The following is a 16,972-nucleotide window of genomic DNA, read 5'->3' as shown; positions in this document are numbered from 1 at the left end:
CCTGACACCGCGCATGGCCTCCGGTGCCGGTCGACCCCTCGGCGGCCTGGTGGCGCGCTCACCCGTCCCGCTCGGTCAACGCCTTCCGGTCCAGGCCCAGTTCCCGGGCGAGGGCGTCGTCCACCCACTCCTGCGCCCGGTACCGCGCCACCGCGCCCGGGTACGACGTCAGCTGCACCGCCAGCCCGTCCAGCAGCGCCGTCAGCCGCAGCGCCGCACCGGCCGGGTCCGCGCACGCGAACTCGCCCGCCGACACGCCCTCGGCGATGACCTCGGTGATCGCCGCCTTCCACTGCCTGTCCAGGTCCCCGCTGACCTCCCGCAGGGCCGGCTCGCGCAGGGCCACGGCCCAGCCCTCGATCCACAGCCGCCAGCCCTTCGCCTGACCGGTCGGCGCGTACCAGCGGACCGCCGCCCGCAGCCGGCGCAGCGCGGTGGTCCGCCGGCCCAGCAGCTTGCGCAGATGCGCGAGGTCGCCCTCGGCCGCGTACGTGAACGCGGCGGCGACCAGCTTCTCCTTGGTGGAGAAGTGGTACAGCACCAGCGCGTTGCTCACACCGAGGGCCGCGGCCACGTCGGCGATCCTGACCGCCGCCACGCCCCGCGCCTCGATCTGCTCGATGGCGGCCCGCAGCAGTTCCTCCCGCCGCTCCGCCACGCTCAACCGCACTCTTGCCACGCGGTCACCCTAGCCGCTGATCCCGGCGCCCCCGAAGCCGTCGGATCCGTCACCGGTACCAGCCGAGACGCTCCGCGATCACCGGCAGCCGGTCGGTCACCAGGGCGTGCGCCGCCGCGCGCGGGGTCGTCCCGTCGGCCTCCGCACGGTCCAGCGTCAGGCCGACCAGGGCGCGCATCGAGCGGCGGATGCGCGCCAACGCCTCGTCCGCGTCCGCGCGGATGTCGCCGAACAGGGTCCACCACCACCAGGCGTTCGTCCCCGAATTGACCACCACGTCCGGCAGTACCGTCACCCCGCGCGCGGCCAGCAGCGCCTCCGCCTCGGCCACGACGGGCATGTTCGCGGCCTCCACGATCCAGCGCGCCCGGATCCGCTCCTGGTTGGCACCGTCGACCGCGTACGACACGGCGGCCGGCACCAGCACCTCCGCCTCCGCGGACAGCCAGGCGTCGCCCGGCAGTTCGCGGTCGTCCGGGCGCAGCACGCCGCGGTCGACGGTGCCGTGGCCGTCCCGCGCCGCGAGCAGCGCCTCCACGTCGAGCCCCGCCGGGTTGGCGATCGTGCCCTTGAGGTCGGCGACGGCCACCACCGTCAGGCCCGCGCGCGCGAGGAAGCGCGCGGTGGCCCCGCCCATCGTGCCGAGCCCCTGTACGGCGACCCGGGTGCCCGCGTACGGCACCGCCGCCCGGTCCAGGACCGCCAGCACCGACTCGGCGACCCCGCAGCCGCCGGCCAGCTCGCCCAGGCCGATGCCGTCCACCTCCACCGCGAAGGCGTCCGCGAGCCGTTGCCGGGCCGCCGACTCGTCGTCCAGCAGCGGATACACCGCCTGGACGGAGGAGACCAGGCCCGCATCCGCCGCCGCGCGGTCCACCAGGTCCTGGCTGAGGCCCAGATCCTCGCCGGTGGCCCAGAAGCTCTCGACGTAGGGCCGCATGGCACGCAGATAGCGGACCAGGAGCCCGTACGACTCCGCGTCCCGCGGATCGCAGTCGATGCCGCCCTTCGCGCCGCCGAGGGGCAGGTAGCGGCCCTCGGGGTCGTAGTGCAGGGCCTCCTTCATCGTCATGCCGCGGGCCAGCCCCGTCACCTCCTCCAGGGTGCAGCCCGGCCGCATCCGCAGCCCGCCGCTGGCCACGCCCCGCACCAGCCGGTCCACGACGAGGAAGCCCCGGCGACCGGTGACGTGGTCGGTCCAGACGAGCGACATCAGGGGGGTGGTCATGGCGTCTCCGTGGGGGAGTGACAAGGGATGGTACTGAATGGCGAGTCAGTATCCGGAGCGGTCCCGCCGCTGTCAACGCGCAGAACGGATCGTCGGTGACGCGAGAGCGGACCCCGCCGTACCCGGAGTCCCGGAGGGGCCGACCATAATGGAGGGCCTCACCCACTCCACCGGGAGGTACCGTGACCGGTTTGCGTTCTGCGAGCTCCGGGCTGCGCGCGCTGCGGCCCGCCGCGTTCGGCGCGGACCCGGGTGGTGAGCGCCTGGCACGCATCCGCCGCTCGCCGCACTTCAAGGACGGTGTCTTCCAGAACCCCGGTGGTCCCGCACGCACCCGGCCCTCCGGCTCCACGCTCGACCTCGCCAAGGTGTTCCTCGACAAGGACACCCGGCCGCTGCGCGCCCCCAAGGGCACCGTCCCGGTGCACCCCACGACCTTCGCCGACCTGGCCGAGCCGCCCGCCACCGGACTGCGGCTCACCTGGGCGGGCCACTCCAGCGTGCTCGCCGAGATCGACGGGCACCGGGTCCTGTTCGACCCCGTCTGGGGCGAGCGCTGTTCCCCGTTCCCCTTCGCCGGGCCCAGGCGGCTGCACCCGGTGCCGTTGCCGCTGGCCGCGCTCGGCCCGGTCGACGTGGTCGTCATCTCCCACGACCACTACGACCATCTGGACCTGCCCACGATCAAGGCGCTGGCCGGCACGGACACCCTGTTCGCCGTGCCGCTCGGCGTCGGCGCCCACCTCGAACACTGGGGCGTCTCCCCGGACCGGCTGCGCGAGCTGGACTGGCACGAGTCCACCCGGGTCGGCGGACTCACCCTCACCGCCACCCCGGCCCGCCACTTCTGCGGCCGGGGCCTGCGCAACACCCAGCACACCCTGTGGGCGTCCTGGGTCGTCGCCGGCGAGGAGCACCGCATCTACCACAGCGGCGACACCGGCTACTTCGACGGCTTCGCGGAGATCGGCGCCGCGCACGGCCCGTTCGACGCCACGATGATCCAGATCGGGGCGTACAGCGAGTTCTGGCCCGACATCCACATGACCCCCGAGGAGGGCCTGCGCGCCCACCTCGACCTCCAGGGCGGCGCGCCGCACGGTGTGCTGCTGCCGATCCACTGGGGCACCTTCAACCTCGCCCCGCACCCCTGGGCCGAGCCGGGGGAGTGGACCAAGGAGGCCGCGGGGGAGGCCGGCCAGGCGGTCGCCCTGCCCCGGCCGGGCGAGCCCTTCGAACCCGCCGGCAAACTGCCGGCGGAGGCCTGGTGGCGAGGCGTGTCGGGAGACGTGCGGCGCACCTGGCGCTCGGTCGGGGCGTTCGTGGCCGAGCCGCCCGCGCGCGCCACCGGCGACCGCAGCCACTGATTGCGGCGGGCGAGGTCCCACCGCCGTGTTCCGGCGGCCACCGTCCGGTGGCCGCCGTTTCGTGTGTGCCGTTCACACCCTCCTCCAGCCAAGGCCAAAGCGGGCACGCTCTGTAATGAGCGCCGCGGTGCGGAGGTGTCGGTGACGGCCCCTCGGGTCGTCGTGCGGGCGGGCCGGAAACGATCGGCACCGCGCACGGGGTCGCTCGACGGGGGCGCGAAGCGCGCCACGACCACCCCCCGACGTTCCGCTTGTGACCACCTTTGACCAGGTCGGATCGATCACGCCTGAATCCGGCCGCGTGTCGAGCAGGGGTCATCGGACCTTCGTACGACACCTCATACCAGAGCGGGACGCTCATCGGGGGAGTTCGTCAACTGCCCACCGCACGTGCTGCGCAGGCAACTACTGTGAGTGTCCGTCGGGCGACACGCGGCCGGTTCCGCCGGTCCCGCCGGCCGACGCCGCGATGACGCGCGCCCGCATCGACGCATGCCCGCAGCGCGCACCGCACGAGGACACCAGGCCCGACGGACCAGTACGAGGACGCAGATGTCTCACCTCCGAGCACCGGCCGCCCGCGCCGACCGTCGCGAGGGCGGCCGACACGGGCGTCCTCCGGTGACCCGACCCGCTCCCGCACTGCCCGAAACACACATACGGCCCCAGCTCATGCGGCTCGCGGTCCTGCCGCCGCTCGCGGTCGCGCTCAGCGCCAGCGCCGCGGTGATGTTCAGCATCCGCTCCGCCGGCGCGCGCACCGGTCCCCTCCTGTGGGCCGTGCTCGCCGGAGCGGTCACCGTGGCCGTCGCCGGCATCCTGATCGCCGCCGTGGCCGCCGACCGCGCGGCCCGCGTGGTCTCCGACCGCGTCGACGACCTCCGCCGCACCGCCGCGCGCGGCGAGGCCGACCTGCACGCCCTGGTCGACGCGCTCCGGCAGGGCGAGACCCCGCCGCAGCGCGGCCCGCGCCGCCGGCCCCCCGCGGACGCCGACGACTTCGAGCTGCTCGCCGCCGACCTGGCCCGCGCGCACGACGGCGCCGTCACCGCCGTCGTGCGGGCCGCCCAGCTCTCCAGCCAGACGGGCAGCGAACAGAAGCTGGAAGTGTTCGTCAACCTCGCGCGCCGGCTCCAGTCGCTCGTGCACCGGGAGATCTCGATCCTCGACGACCTGGAGAACGAGATCGAGGACCCCGACCTGCTCAAGGGCCTGTTCCACGTCGACCACCTGGCCACCCGGATCCGGCGGCACGCCGAGAACCTCGCCGTGCTCGGCGGAGCCGTCTCCCGCCGGCAGTGGAGCAACCCGGTCAGCATGACCGAGGTGCTGCGTTCCGCCATCGCCGAGGTCGAGCAGTACTCCCGGGTCAAGCTGGTGCCGCCCATCGACGGCGAACTGCGCGGCCACGCCGTCGCCGACGTCATCCACCTGCTCGCCGAACTCATCGAGAACGCCACGGTGTTCTCCGCTCCGCACACCCAGGTGCTGCTGCGCGCCAACCTCGTCACCTCGGGGCTCGCCGTGGAGGTCGAGGACCGCGGGCTGGGCATGCCGGTCGGCGAACAGAACCGGATGAACGCGCTGCTCGCCGACCCCGACCAGGTCAATGTCGCCAGCCTGCTGGCCGACGGCCGCATCGGCCTCTACGTCGTCTCCCAGCTCGCCCGCCGGCACGGCATCCACGTACGGCTTCAGAGCAACATCTACGGTGGTGTGCAGGCCGTACTCGTCGTGCCGCAGGCGCTGTTGGGCAACGCGCCGGGTGTGCCGGCCGCGCCGGGGGCGGGCGCCGCGCTGCCGCACCACCGGTCCCAGCCGCCGTCGCAGCATCCGGTGGACACCGGTGCGGTGCAGCAGGCACGGGCGGCAGGTGCGGGGCAGCAGACACGGGTGCCTGTGCCTGCGCCCGCGGCGGAACCGGGGGCCCGGGCGGGGAGCGCGGCGCCCGCCCAGGGCGGCGCCGGCCTCGGGAACGGAGCCGGGGACAGCCCTCCGGCCGGGACCGGCTCCACAGCCGGAAGCGGTGCCGGTACCAGGACAGCTGCCGGCGCCAGTGCCGACGTCGGTGCCGGTGCCAGTGCCGGTGCCGGTGTCGGTGTCGGCGACGGCGACGGCGCCGATGTCGGAGGCCGTGCCGGTGCCGATGTGGGAGGCGGTGCCGGTACCAGGGCCGGTGCCGGTGCCGGAGAAGCGCCGGCCACCGGGCGGCGGCGGCACGCGCAGCGCGGATCCGGGCGGCGCGGGACCGACAACGGTGCGCGCGGACGGCACGGAGGCACCCCGCCCCCGCTTCCCGTGCGCGGCGCCGAAGGGTCGCGGCCCACCCCCGCCGAGGCCGTGCCCGGTGTCGGCACCGAGGACCGGGCGGTGGTGGACGCGCACGCCGGCACTCTGCCCACCCCGCGTGTAGGTCCCGTCCGCGGCACCATGGACAAGCCCGTACTCCCGCGCCGGCGCGCCCAGGAGCACATCGTGCCCCAGCTGCGCGGCGGTCCGGCGCCCCGCCAGGACGCCGACACCGTCGCCGGCCACGACCCCGGCCTGATGGCCGCCTTCCAGCGCGGGATCGGACTCGCCGAGGCCCAGCAGAACCTGGACTCGGAACTCGACGAACCGGAGTACGGCACGCCCGCGCATGGCATCCCCGTGCACGGGACGCCCGCGCACGGGACGCCCGCGCACGGGACGCCCGCGCACGGCACGCCCACGTACCCGGCGTCGTCGTACGAGCACATGGGTTCCGCCCACACCGACGCCGCGCACATGGCGGGCGCGTATCGGCCGGCATCTTCCGGACCTGAATCCACCGAGCCGGCGCGCACCCGCCCCGAGCACGGCGGAACGGACCACTTCGGCACCGCTCACGACGGGGCCCAGTACGGCGGTTCGCACCACCCGGGCCCGGACTCGGGCACCCCTGACACGGGCTCTCGGCCCATGGGCCCCGATCACACGATCTCGCACGCCATGGCCCCCAACCACATGGCCCCCGACCACATGGCCCCCGACCACACGGCCCCCAATCACATGGTCTCGGGCCACACAGCCCCGGGTCACACGGTTTCGGACCACACGGTTTCGGACCACATCGTCGCGGCTCACGTGGGTCCGGGCCACACGGTCCCGGACTCCACGGCCCCAGAATCCATGGCTTCGGCCCCCATAACCCAGGCGCACGCCCACGTGCCCGCAACCGACGGCATCCGCGGCACCGGCCGGACCGAGGGGAGCGCCCCGGCCGGATGACCATGTCCGCACCCGCACGTCGTACCCCCACCCCCAGCGCTCCCGCAGATCTTCGTACCCCAAGGAGTCGATCCACCATGGCGAGCGATGCGACGACCGTCCACGCATCCGACCTCGACTGGCTGCTGAGCGGCCTCGTGCAGCGCGTACCCCACACCAGCAGCGCGGTGCTCCTGTCCTGCGACGGACTGGTGAAGTCCGTGCACGGCCTGGACATCGACAGTGCCGACCACATGGCGGCCCTGGCGTCGGGCCTGTACTCCCTCGGCCGCAGCGCGGGCATCCGGTTCGGCGACGGGGGGGACGTCCGCCAGGTCGTCGTCGAACTCGACGCGACCCTCCTCTTCGTCACCACCGCCGGCTCCGGCACCTGCCTCGCCGTACTGGCCGGCCGCGAGGCCGACGCGGCGGTGCTCGGCTACGAGATGGCCATGCTGGTCAAGAGCGTGCGCCCCTACCTGGTGACCGCCCCCCGGCAGCCCGCCGTCGACTCCGCGGCGACGAGGCCTTGAGCGTGGCCGCAGCCGGCGACGGGCCCTGGCTGGACGACGCGGCCGGGCGGCTGGTGCGCCCCTTCACGGTCAGCAACGGCCGCACCGAGCCCAGCATCGACCTCGACCTGATGTCCCAGGTGAGAGCCACCGGCGTCACCCCGCTGGGCTACCTCGGCCCGGAGCACGCAGAGGCCCTCGACCTGTGCCGCGCGCCCGTCTCGGTCGCCGAGGTGGCCGCCCAGCTGAAACTGCCCGCGGTGGTCACCAAGGTGCTGCTCTCGGACCTGGTCGACTGCGGCGCGCTGACCACCAAGCCGCCCGCCTACCACCACATCCCCACTGACCGGTCTCTGCTGGAGGCAGTGCTCGATGGACTACGACGACAGCTCTGACCCGTTCCCCACCGCGCTCAAAATCCTGGTCGCGGGCGGGTTCGGGGTCGGCAAGACCACCTTCGTGGGCGCGGTCAGCGAGATCGCGCCGCTCAGCACGGAGGAGCTGCTCACCACGGTCAGCGTCGGCACGGACAGTCTCGACGGCGTCGAGAACAAGATGGAGACCACGGTCGCCATGGACTTCGGCCGGATCACCCTCGATCCGGAGCACGTGCTGTACCTGTTCGGCACACCGGGGCAGGAGCGGTTCTGGTTCATGTGGGACGAGCTGTCCGAGGGCGCGCTCGGCGCGGTGATCCTCGCCGACACCCGCCGGCTCCAGGACTGCTTCGCCGCCGTGGACTTCTTCGAGGAGCGCGGGCTCGCCTTCATCGTCGCCGTCAACGAGTTCGACGGCTCCCACCGCTACGACGCCGAGGAGGTGCGGTCCGCCATAGACCTCGACCCGGAGGTCCCGGTGGTGCGCTGCGACGCCCGGATCTCCAGCTCCGGCGTGCAGACCCTGCTCACCCTCGTACGCCACCTCCTCGCCCATGCCCCGGCGCCCACGCCCAGCCATGGCGCCCACATGTGATCCCGTCCCACCGCCCACGGAGCCCCTATATGAGGTACGTCCACAGCGACGGAGCCCGGTCATGAGCTACGAGCCGCCCCGGCCGGTCCGAGGTCTGCTGCTCACCCCCGAGGACAAGGAGGCCCCCGCCCGCGTCCACCGGCTGCGCCGACTCGGCCTGGCGGACCGGCCCGACCCCGTGCTCGACGCCTTCGCCGGCCACCTCGCCCAGGTCACCGGCGCGCACTACGCCATGGTCAACTTCATCGGCGAGGACCACCAGTTCTTCGCGGGGCTGAGCGCCGCCACCGCGCCGGTCGTGCGCGAGGACGGCAGCAGGGCCGAGATCGGCCGGGTGCTGCCCCGGGACCACGGGTTCTGCCCCCATGTGGTGGTGCGCCGCAAGGCCCTGGTGCTCGACGACGTCCGGGACTACCCGCGGTTCGCCGGCAATCCGGTCGTCGACGAGTTCGGTGTGCGCTCCTATCTCGGCGCCCCGCTCATCGACAGCTCCGGCATGGCACTCGGCACCGTGTGCGCAGCCGACACAGCGCCCCGCGTCTGGGGCAAACCGGGTCTGGAGACCATCAAGGGCCTCGCCGCCGATCTCGTCGCACGCCTCGAACGGAGCGCCCAGGACGGCCTGCCGCTGTGACCCGAACGGCCGCGCCGACGGCATCGCGAAAAGCACCGTCCAGGGCGTCGCCGGGCCCGCCGCACAAGGGGCCTGAAGGAAAGCTGAGGCGCCGGTTAAGAAAAGCTCGATGGACCGCGGCTCGCGCATGCGGCAGATTGCAAGGTGATTCCACCCCTCTGACCCGGTGCGGGCTCCTTCGGCGTACCCGCGGGCCGGGCCTCATCCCACAGGAGCCGTAGCGTTGAAGGCGCTGGTCAAGGACAAGGCAGAGCCAGGACTGTGGCTGACGGACGTCCCGGAGCCCGCCGTCGGCCCCGGTGACGTACTGATCAAGGTCATGCGGACCGGTATCTGCGGCACCGACCTGCACATCCGTTCCTGGGACGGCTGGGCCCAGCAGGCGATCCGCACCCCGCTCGTGGTCGGCCACGAGTTCGTCGGGCAGGTGGTCGAGGTCGGGCGGGACGTGACCGACATCCGTATCGGCGACCGGGTCAGCGGCGAGGGCCACCTGGTGTGCGGCAAGTGCCGCAACTGCCTGGCCGGCCGCCGCCACCTGTGCCGGGCCACCGTCGGCCTCGGCGTCGGCCGCGACGGAGCGTTCGCCGAGTACGTCGCCCTGCCCGCGTCCAACGTCTGGGTGCACCGGGTCCCCGTCGACCTCGACATCGCCGCGATCTTCGACCCGTTCGGCAACGCCGTCCACACCGCGCTGTCCTTCCCGCTGGTCGGCGAGGACGTCCTGATCACCGGCGCCGGTCCGATCGGCCTGATGGCCGCCGCCGTGGCCCGGCACGCGGGCGCCCGCAACGTCGTCGTCACCGACGTCAGCGAGGAGCGCCTGGAGATCGCCCGCAAGACAGGGGTGAGCCTCGCCCTGAACGTCGCCGAGTCCACCATCGCCGACGGACAGCGCGAGCTGGGCCTGCGCGAGGGCTTCGACATCGGCCTGGAGATGTCCGGCCGCCCCGAGGCCATGCGGGACATGATCGCGAACATGACGCACGGCGGCCGCATCGCCATGCTCGGCCTGCCCGCCCAGGAGTTCCCCGTGGACTGGGCCCGGATCGTCACCTCGATGATCACGATCAAGGGCATCTACGGCCGGGAGATGTTCGAGACCTGGTACGCGATGTCGGTGCTGCTGGAGGGCGGTCTCGACCTCGCCCCCGTGATCACCGGCCGCTACGACTACCGCGACTTCGAGGCCGCCTTCGCCGACGCCGCGAGCGGAAAGGGCGGCAAGGTCATCCTCGACTGGACCGCGTAAGCGGCAGTACCGCGGAAACCGCACGCCGCGAACTCCCTCACCCCGTCAGCACTTTCAGGAGCCCCCTCTCATGTTCAAGACCGTCCGCGACGACCTGCGCGCCACTCTGGACGAGATCCGCGCCGCCGGCCTGCACAAGCCCGAGCGGGTCATCGACACCCCGCAGTCCGCGACCGTGAACGTCAGCGCCGGCGGCCGTCCCGGCGAGGTCCTCAACTTCTGCGCCAACAACTACCTCGGCCTCGCCGACCACCCCGAGGTGATCGCCGCCGCCCACCAGGCCCTGGACCGCTGGGGCTACGGCATGGCCTCCGTCCGCTTCATCTGCGGCACCCAGGAGGTGCACAAGGAGCTGGAGGCGCGGCTGTCGGCGTTCCTCGGCCAGGAGGACACGATCCTGTACTCCTCCTGCTTCGACGCCAACGGCGGTGTCTTCGAGACCCTGCTGGGCGAGGAGGACGCGGTGATCTCCGACGCCCTCAACCACGCCTCCATCATCGACGGCATCCGCCTGTCCAAGGCCCGCCGCTTCCGCTACGCCAACCGGGACCTCGAGGACCTGGAGGCCAAGCTCAAGGAGGCGTCCGGCGCCCGGCGCCGCCTGATCGTCACCGACGGCGTCTTCTCCATGGACGGCTATGTCGCGCCCCTGCGCGAGATCTGCGACCTCGCCGACCGCTACGACGCGATGGTGATGGTCGACGACTCGCACGCCGTCGGCTTCGTCGGCCCGACCGGCCGCGGCACCCCCGAGCTGCACGGCGTCATGGACCGCGTCGACATCATCACCGGCACCCTCGGCAAGGCCCTCGGCGGCGCCTCCGGCGGCTATGTCGCCGCCCGCGCCGAGATCGTCGCCCTGCTGCGTCAGCGCTCCCGCCCGTACCTGTTCTCGAACACCCTGGCGCCCGTGATCGCCGCCGCCTCCCTGAAGGTCCTCGACCTGCTGGAGTCCGCCGACGACCTGCGCGTCCGGCTCGCCGAGAACACGGCCCTGTTCCGCCGCCGGATGACCGACGAGGGCTTCGACATCCTCCCCGGCGACCACGCCATCGCCCCGGTCATGATCGGTGACGCGTCGAAGGCGGGCCGGATGGCCGAACTGCTGCTGGAGCGCGGGGTCTACGTGATCGGCTTCTCCTACCCCGTCGTCCCGCAGGGCCAGGCCCGCATCCGCGTCCAGCTGTCCGCCGCGCACTCCACGGAGGACGTGAACCGAGCGGTCGACGCGTTCATCGCGGCGCGCGCCGAACTGGAGTCCTGACCAGGGCGGACGCCCTGGGATAATGAGGGCATGATCGAAGCACGGCGGCTCCACATCCTCCGTGCGGTGGCCGACCACCGCACGGTCACCGCGGCGGCCGCCGCGCTCTATCTCACCCCCTCCGCCGTCTCCCAGCAGCTGACGGCGCTCGAGCAGGAGACCGGCCACCGCCTCGTCGACCGCGGCGCCAAGGGGGTACGGCTCACCCCGGCCGGCGAGATCCTGCTCGGCCACACCAACGCGGTCCTCGCCCAGCTGGAGCGCGCCGAGGCCGAGCTGGCCGCCTACGGCTCGGGCGAGGCGGGCACGGTCACCGTGGCGGCCTTCGCGACCGGCATCGCCCAGGTCGTGGCCCCGGCCGTGGCCCGGCTCGCCGCCGCGGCGCCCGGCATACGGATCCGTGTCCAGGACGCGGAGGGCGACGCCAGCCTGCCCATGGTGCTGGACCGTCAGGTCGACGTCGCGGTCGCCGTCGAGTACCGGGGCGCCCCGTCGGCCGACGACCCCCGGCTGACCCACGTCCCGCTCTACGCCGAGCCGTTCGACGCGGTCGTACCGCCGGGCCACCGCCTCGCGGACGCCCCCGAGGTCCCCCTCGCCGAACTGGCCAAGGACGCCTGGATCGGCCCGTACCCCGGAAACCCCTGCCACGACGTGGTGGTCCTCGCCTGCGAGAGCGCCGGCTTCCAGCCCCGTCTGGAACACTCCTCCGACGACTTCCGTGCCGTCGTCGCCCTCGCCTCGGCCGACGCGGGCGTGGCCCTCGTACCGCGCTCCGCACTGCGCGGCATGGACCTCGCCGGCGTGGTGGTACGCCCCGTCGACGGCATCGCCCCGACCCGCCGGGTGTTCGCGGCCGTCCGCCGCGGATCCGAGGAGCACCCGCTGATCCGCCCGGTGCTGGAGGCACTCGACGAGGCGGCCCAGGCGTGAGGGTTCCGTAACAGCGGCGTCTCATATACGGGATAGCGTCCCGGATATGAGAAGCGAGGATTCCGTCGATCTCCTCATCGGCGCGCGGCTGGCCGAGCTGCGGGCCCAGCACGGCTGGTCCCTCGGTGAACTGGCGGAGCGCAGCGGCGTCAGCCGGTCCACCCTGTCCCGCGCCGAACGCGCGGAGACCAGCCCCACCGCCGCCGTCCTGAACCGGCTCTGCCATGTGTACGGCCGCACCATGTCCCAGCTGCTCAGAGAGGTCGAGGCGGCACCGGCGCCGCTGGTCCGGGCCGCCGACCAGCGGGTCTGGGAGGACCGCGCCTCCGGCTTCGTCCGCCGGTCCGTGTCCCCGCCGCACACCGGGCTGCGCGGCGAACTGGTCGAGGGCCGCCTCACCCCGGGCGCGGACCTCGCCTACGACCGCCCGCCCGTGCCCGGTCTGGAACAGCACCTGTGGCTGCTGGAGGGAGCGCTGGAAGTGACCGTGGGGGAGCGGGCCCACCGGCTCGACGCGGGTGACTGCCTGCGCGTGCGCGTCACCGGCGCGACCCGGTTCCGCTGCGCCGGGCCCGGTGCGGCACGTTACGTACTGGCGGTGGTGCGGCCATGAGGGTGGAGCGCTGGAGCGCCGCCCGGGTACGCGCCCGGGCCGACGGCCTGGCGGCGCTGCTGACCGACACCGTCGCCTCCGGAGCCTCGGTCGGCTTCCTCGCCCCGCTCGGCCACGCGGAGGCGGTCGCCTGGTGGCGGGGGCGGGCGGACGACGCGGCGGCCGGCCACCTCGCCGTCTGGGCGGCCGTGGACCGCTCGGACACGGTGACCGGCACGGTCGGCCTGGCCTTCCCCGGCAAACCGAACAGCCGGCACCGGGCCGAGCTGGTCAAGCTGATGGTGCACCGCTCCGCGCGGGGACACGGACTCGGCCGCCGGCTCCTCGCCACCGCCGAGCAGGCGGCCGCCGCCGACGGCCGCACCCTGCTCCACCTCGACACCGAGACCGGCAGCCCCGCCGAGCACCTGTACCGCTCGGCCGGCTGGACGCCGGCCGGCACCATCCCCGACTACGCGGCGGGCCCCCTGGGCGAGTTGCGTCCCACGACCCTCTACTACAAGCGGCTGGACGCCTGCCGCTCCCGGCCGGACGCTCCCGGCGGATGACTGTCAGTGGCAGGAGCTACGGTGCGTTGCATGCCGGACGCAGAAGACGTACGCCGAATCGCCCTGTCCCTGCCGGACACCTCGGAGAAGGTCGCCTGGAGCATGCCCACGTTCCGGGTGGCCGGAAAGATGTTCGCGACCCTCCCGGAGGACGAGACGTCCATCGCCGTGCGCTGCCCCAAGGAGGAGCGCGACGAACTGGTGCTGGCCGAGCCCGGGAAGTTCTGGATCGCCGACCACGAGGCGCAGTTCGCCTGGGTGAGGGCGAGACTCGCCGCCCTGGAGGACGAGGACGAGCTGCGGGACATCCTGGCCGACTCCTGGCGCCAGGCCGCCCCGCCCCGACTCCTGGACGCCCACCCCGAGTTGGGGCTTCCGCCCGGGGACTGAAAATCCCGGCGGGCGCGGCCGGGTGGTGGCATGATCCCGCGCGGCGTAGGCGGTAGGGGGAAGCGCACGGCGGGGACGCGCCGCCGGGGAAGCGCACGGCGGGGACGCGCCGCCGGGGGAGTGCCGGGCAGGGACGGTGTCGCCGGGGGAGTGCCGGGCGGCAGGGAGGGGAGCACGCGGGATGACCGGAACGGACGCGCGGCGCGGCGTCGCCGCCCAGGGGGCGCGGAGGGCCGCGGCCGGCGCCCCGGCCGTGTGGTCGCGGGACTTCGCGCTGTTCTTCCTGGCCCGGGCCGTCGCCCGCCTCGGCGACACCATGCTGCCCGTCGCCCTCGCCGCGGGCCTGCTGGAGCACGGGTACGGCGCGGGCGCGGTCGGCCTCGCCATGGCCTCCACGGTCGCCGCGTTCGCCGGCCTGGTGGTCTTCGGCGGGGTCGTCGCCGACCGGTTCAGCACCCGCAGGCTGATGATCGGCGCCGACCTCGTCAGGGTCGGCACCCAGTCCCTCGCCGCGGGGCTCTTCTTCACCGGGCACGTGGTGCTCTGGCAGATCTGCGCCATCGGCGTCGTCAACGGCGTGGCCGGCGCGGTCTTCCAGCCGGGCGTCGCCAGCACCGTGCCCCGCCTCGCGGCGGACGTCCAGGGAGCGAACGGCGCGATCCGTATCGCCGAGTCCGCGGCCCAGCTCGCGGGCCCGGCCGTCGCGGGCGTCCTGGTCGGCCTCGCCTCGCCCGGCGGTCTCTTCGCCGTGCACGCCGCCACCTACACGCTCAGCGCCCTGTGTCTGCTGCTGCTCCGGCTGCCCCCGCCGGCCGCGGGCGACCGGGCCACCACCGGTTCCGCCCTGCGCGCCTTCCGCGACGATCTCGTCGACGGCTGGCGGGAGTTCCGCTCCCGCACCTGGCTGTGGGGCGTGATCGCCGTCTGGTGTCTCTACATGATCGCGGTCTGGGGCCCGACCGTCCCCCTCGTGGCGACCGAGGTCGTCCGGCACCACGGCCCGCGTGCCTACGGCCTGCTCAACTCGGCCCTGGGCGCGGGCACGGTGGCCGGCGGTCTGCTCGCCCTCCGGCTGCGCCCCCGCCGTATGCTCCGCGCGGGCGCGCTCGCCCTCTTCGCCTTCTTCGGTTTCCCCGCGGCCGTCGGGGCGGGCCTCGGCGTACCGGCCATGGCGGCCGGGGCCGCGCTCGCCGGCGCCGGCATGTCGTTCTGGGGCGTGATGTGGGCGACCACCGTGCAGACGCAGGTCCCGGCCGACGTCCTCAACCGCATCCACGCCTACGACGTGGCCGGGTCCCTCGCCATGATGCCGGTGGGTCAGGCCCTCGCCGGCCCGGCGGCCGGAGCGCTGGGCGCCGGCCACGTGCTGCTGACCGCCGGCGCCGTGAGCCTCGTCGTGGCGGCGACCCTGCTCGCGATACCGGCGGTGCGCGATCTGGTCCGGGCCGACCCGGGCACCCCCGCCCCCTGAGTCCCGGCGTTCACCGGCCCGCCGGCAGCAGCCCGGCGCCGACGAAGCGGCCGATGCGCTCGCGCAGGCTCGCCGCGTCCAGGCCGTGCGCGGCCACATGCTCCTCGATCGTGCCGTAGCGGCGCAGCTCACGGCGGCCGACGCCGAGGCCGAGCACTCGGTGCGGCACGTCGGACAGCGCCTCGCTCACCGCGGCCGTCGACGTCCCCGCCAGGTACGGCTCGACCAGCACGACGTCCGTACCGGCCGTCTCCGTCGCCCGGCGCAGCCCGGCCGCGTCGAAGGGGCGCACGGTCGTCGCGTACAGGACGGTCACGTCCATTCCCTCGGTGGCGGCGAGGACCGCGTCGAGCACCGGGCCGACGGCGACGACGACGCCCGAGCGGCCCTCGCGGGCCGTGACGAAGTGCTGCCCGTCGATCACCCGGCCCTGCCGGTTGGACTGCACGGACAGCCGCACGTACACCTTGTCGTCGCCCGCGGCGATGGCGTGGTGCAGCAGCGTCTCGGCCTCGTCCGGATGCCCGGGGACGTGCACGGTCCAGCCGTCCAGCGTGTCCAGGAGGGCCACGTCGCCGGGGGCCATGTGGGTGAAGCCGCCGGCCGGCCAGTCGAAGGAGGCCGCGGCGCTCACCAGTACCGCGCCCGTGTCCTGGTGCCCCAGATCCAGCTTGACCTGCTCGAACGGCCGCTCCACCAGGAAGCTGGCGAAGGTGTGCACTACGGGCCGCAGCCCGGTGAGTGCCAGTCCCGCCGCCGTCCCGATCAGCAGCTGTTCGCGGATGCCGACGTTGATCACCCGGTCGGGATGGCGCCGCTCCGCCTCGCGGAAGCCGTCCCGGCCGATCTCGGCGAGGACGACCGCGACCCGCGGGTCCTCGTCCAGCAGCCGGGAGACGACGGGGGCGAATCGGTCACGCATGGTGTCCATGGAGGTGTGCCCTTTCCAAAGAGCGGGTGAGGTCAGGCGTTCTTCGGTTCGACACGGGCCACGACGACGTGCGGCCGGCCCGGATGCGGGGCGGTGAACGCGGCGTACAGCGCCTCGTGGTCGCGTCCGTCGACGGTCACCGCGGACCAGCCCGCGGCCCGGAAGCGGGCGGCGATCCCGCCGGGCAGCGCATGGCTGGCGGAGGAGTTGTCGATCACGACGGCGTGCAGCCGGTCCAGGCCGGCCGGCCCGGCGAAGGCGATCGCCTCGTGGTTGCTGCCCTCGTCCAGCTCGGCGTCCCCGACCAGTACCCACACCGCCGGGTCGGGCCGGTCCTGGGCCCGCAGCCCCAGCGCGGTGCCGACGGCGATCGGCAGCCCGTGCCCGAGCGAACCGCTGCCGATCTCCGCACCCGGCACCAGCACGCGGTCCGGGTGATGCCCGAGCGGGGAGTCGTACGCCCCGAAGCCGGGCAGCCAGTCGACGGGCACGAACCCCTTCGCGGCGAGCACGGCGTAGTACGCCATGGGCCCGTGCCCCTTGCTGAGCAGGAAGCGGTCCCGGGCCGGGTCGTCCCGCCGCTCCGGGGCGACCCGCAGGACCCGGTCGTAGAGCACCCACAGCACGTCGAGCGTGGAGGTGGCCGCCGGACCGTGCTTCTCGTCGCCGGTCATCAGCCCCATCAGCCGGGGGAGGTCGTCGTAGCCGTACGTGCGGCTCTGGTCCGCGGTGAGCGTCATACCGAAGATCGTGCAACCTCAACCAAGCTTGAGGTCAACCGGGAAAGTGATGCGCGAGCACTGATCCGAGTGCGGTATTGTTTCTCTGCGCGTTCGGCCGGGGAAAGCCCAGGTCACACCGCACCGGGACGTGGCGCAGCTTGGTAGCGCACTTGACTGGGGGTCAAGGGGTCGCAGGTTCAAATCCTGTCGTCCCGACTCGTGAGAGTC

17 protein-coding genes and 1 tRNA gene are annotated in these 16,972 nt (G+C 73.7%); 14 read left to right on the top strand and 4 right to left on the bottom strand.

What is annotated here, in order from left to right:
• Positions 1-58: 58 nt before the first annotated feature.
• Together JK361_RS00965 and JK361_RS00960 are read right to left on the bottom strand one after the other, a co-directional pair.
• Positions 59-679: a TetR/AcrR family transcriptional regulator gene (locus tag JK361_RS00965; protein ID WP_201813659.1), complete on the bottom strand. Its 621-nt coding sequence runs from the start codon at positions 677-679 to the stop codon at positions 59-61.
• A 49-nt stretch (positions 680-728) separates the two neighbouring features.
• On the bottom strand, positions 729-1,907 hold the full coding sequence (locus tag JK361_RS00960) for a Glu/Leu/Phe/Val dehydrogenase dimerization domain-containing protein (protein WP_201813658.1): 1,179 nt from the start codon (positions 1,905-1,907) through the stop codon (positions 729-731).
• 182 nt (positions 1,908-2,089) lie between these two features.
• On the opposite strand from JK361_RS00960, the gene JK361_RS00955 reads away from it, so the two are divergent.
• From JK361_RS00955 to JK361_RS00895, 13 genes are all read left to right on the top strand, one after another.
• Complete coding sequence (locus tag JK361_RS00955; RefSeq protein WP_201813657.1) at positions 2,090-3,274, top strand: MBL fold metallo-hydrolase; 1,185 nt, start codon at positions 2,090-2,092, stop codon at positions 3,272-3,274.
• Positions 3,275-3,946: 672 nt separating this feature from the next.
• The gene (locus tag JK361_RS00950) at positions 3,947-6,523 is read left to right on the top strand and encodes a sensor histidine kinase (protein ID WP_201813656.1); all 2,577 of its coding nucleotides are present in this window, start codon (positions 3,947-3,949) and stop codon (positions 6,521-6,523) included.
• 77 nt (positions 6,524-6,600) lie between these two features.
• On the top strand, positions 6,601-7,035 hold the full coding sequence (locus tag JK361_RS00945) for a roadblock/LC7 domain-containing protein (protein WP_201813655.1): 435 nt from the start codon (positions 6,601-6,603) through the stop codon (positions 7,033-7,035).
• A 2-nt stretch (positions 7,036-7,037) separates the two neighbouring features.
• Positions 7,038-7,409, top strand: coding sequence for a DUF742 domain-containing protein (locus JK361_RS00940; protein ID WP_201813654.1), 372 nt, complete (start codon positions 7,038-7,040; stop codon positions 7,407-7,409).
• Positions 7,387-7,986 carry a GTP-binding protein gene (locus JK361_RS00935; protein ID WP_201813653.1) on the top strand — a complete coding sequence of 200 codons (600 nt, stop codon included), beginning with the start codon at positions 7,387-7,389 and terminating at the stop codon, positions 7,984-7,986. The genes JK361_RS00940 and JK361_RS00935 overlap by 23 nt, the downstream gene beginning before the upstream one ends.
• Before the next feature lie 61 nt (positions 7,987-8,047).
• Positions 8,048-8,620 (top strand): GAF domain-containing protein, encoded by a 573-nt coding sequence (locus JK361_RS00930; RefSeq protein ID WP_201813652.1) that lies wholly within the window; start codon positions 8,048-8,050, stop codon positions 8,618-8,620.
• A 223-nt stretch (positions 8,621-8,843) separates the two neighbouring features.
• Complete coding sequence (gene tdh, locus JK361_RS00925; protein WP_201813651.1) at positions 8,844-9,872, top strand: L-threonine 3-dehydrogenase; 1,029 nt, start codon at positions 8,844-8,846, stop codon at positions 9,870-9,872.
• A gap of 70 nt (positions 9,873-9,942) precedes the next feature.
• On the top strand, positions 9,943-11,136 hold the full coding sequence (locus JK361_RS00920) for a glycine C-acetyltransferase (RefSeq protein ID WP_201813650.1): 1,194 nt from the start codon (positions 9,943-9,945) through the stop codon (positions 11,134-11,136).
• A gap of 30 nt (positions 11,137-11,166) precedes the next feature.
• Positions 11,167-12,069, top strand: a complete 903-nt coding sequence (locus JK361_RS00915) for a LysR family transcriptional regulator (protein WP_201813649.1) — start codon at positions 11,167-11,169, stop codon at positions 12,067-12,069.
• Between the two features lie 46 nt (positions 12,070-12,115).
• Complete coding sequence (locus JK361_RS00910; RefSeq protein ID WP_201813648.1) at positions 12,116-12,682, top strand: helix-turn-helix domain-containing protein; 567 nt, start codon at positions 12,116-12,118, stop codon at positions 12,680-12,682.
• Entirely contained in the window at positions 12,679-13,230 is a 552-nt protein-coding gene (locus JK361_RS00905) for a GNAT family N-acetyltransferase (RefSeq protein WP_201813647.1), read from the top strand. The genes JK361_RS00910 and JK361_RS00905 overlap by 4 nt, the downstream gene beginning before the upstream one ends.
• 30 nt (positions 13,231-13,260) lie before the next feature.
• Complete coding sequence (locus tag JK361_RS00900; protein WP_201813646.1) at positions 13,261-13,620, top strand: MmcQ/YjbR family DNA-binding protein; 360 nt, start codon at positions 13,261-13,263, stop codon at positions 13,618-13,620.
• Positions 13,621-13,801: 181 nt separating this feature from the next.
• Entirely contained in the window at positions 13,802-15,091 is a 1,290-nt protein-coding gene (locus JK361_RS00895) for an MFS transporter (RefSeq protein WP_201813645.1), read from the top strand.
• Positions 15,092-15,101: 10 nt separating this feature from the next.
• Here the strand turns inward: JK361_RS00895 and JK361_RS00890 are convergent, their stop codons facing one another.
• Positions 15,102-16,022 carry a transketolase family protein gene (locus JK361_RS00890; RefSeq protein ID WP_201813644.1) on the bottom strand — a complete coding sequence of 307 codons (921 nt, stop codon included), beginning with the start codon at positions 16,020-16,022 and terminating at the stop codon, positions 15,102-15,104.
• Between the two features lie 32 nt (positions 16,023-16,054).
• Complete coding sequence (locus JK361_RS00885; protein ID WP_201813643.1) at positions 16,055-16,762, bottom strand: thiamine pyrophosphate-binding protein; 708 nt, start codon at positions 16,760-16,762, stop codon at positions 16,055-16,057.
• A gap of 124 nt (positions 16,763-16,886) precedes the next feature.
• Between JK361_RS00885 and JK361_RS00880 the strand changes: the two genes are divergently transcribed.
• Positions 16,887-16,960 (top strand) — tRNA-Pro (locus JK361_RS00880).
• Positions 16,961-16,972: the final 12 nt, after the last annotated feature.

Origin of the sequence: Streptomyces musisoli (assembly GCF_016741855.1) — a bacterium.
In the GTDB taxonomy this organism is placed as follows: Bacteria; Actinomycetota; Actinomycetes; order Streptomycetales; family Streptomycetaceae; genus Streptomyces; species Streptomyces musisoli.
Note: the sequence above shows the minus strand (reverse complement) of the source record. Positions and strands in the feature narration are given on the sequence as shown.

Excerpts from the sequence above, each read along its gene's own strand:
- JK361_RS00960 (WP_201813658.1), bottom strand. The coding sequence starts at position 1,907 with ATGACCACCCCCCTGATGTCGCTCGTCTGGACCGACCACGTCACCGGT.
- JK361_RS00950 (WP_201813656.1), top strand. The coding sequence starts at position 3,947 with ATGCGGCTCGCGGTCCTGCCGCCGCTCGCGGTCGCGCTCAGCGCCAGC.
- JK361_RS00945 (WP_201813655.1), top strand. The coding sequence starts at position 6,601 with ATGGCGAGCGATGCGACGACCGTCCACGCATCCGACCTCGACTGGCTG.
- JK361_RS00935 (WP_201813653.1), top strand. The coding sequence starts at position 7,387 with ATGGACTACGACGACAGCTCTGACCCGTTCCCCACCGCGCTCAAAATC.
- JK361_RS00930 (WP_201813652.1), top strand. The coding sequence starts at position 8,048 with ATGAGCTACGAGCCGCCCCGGCCGGTCCGAGGTCTGCTGCTCACCCCC.
- JK361_RS00920 (WP_201813650.1), top strand. The coding sequence starts at position 9,943 with ATGTTCAAGACCGTCCGCGACGACCTGCGCGCCACTCTGGACGAGATC.
- JK361_RS00915 (WP_201813649.1), top strand. The coding sequence starts at position 11,167 with ATGATCGAAGCACGGCGGCTCCACATCCTCCGTGCGGTGGCCGACCAC.
- JK361_RS00910 (WP_201813648.1), top strand. The coding sequence starts at position 12,116 with ATGAGAAGCGAGGATTCCGTCGATCTCCTCATCGGCGCGCGGCTGGCC.
- JK361_RS00905 (WP_201813647.1), top strand. The coding sequence starts at position 12,679 with ATGAGGGTGGAGCGCTGGAGCGCCGCCCGGGTACGCGCCCGGGCCGAC.
- JK361_RS00900 (WP_201813646.1), top strand. The coding sequence starts at position 13,261 with ATGCCGGACGCAGAAGACGTACGCCGAATCGCCCTGTCCCTGCCGGAC.
- JK361_RS00895 (WP_201813645.1), top strand. The coding sequence starts at position 13,802 with ATGACCGGAACGGACGCGCGGCGCGGCGTCGCCGCCCAGGGGGCGCGG.
- JK361_RS00890 (WP_201813644.1), bottom strand. The coding sequence starts at position 16,022 with ATGGACACCATGCGTGACCGATTCGCCCCCGTCGTCTCCCGGCTGCTG.
- JK361_RS00885 (WP_201813643.1), bottom strand. The coding sequence starts at position 16,762 with ATGACGCTCACCGCGGACCAGAGCCGCACGTACGGCTACGACGACCTC.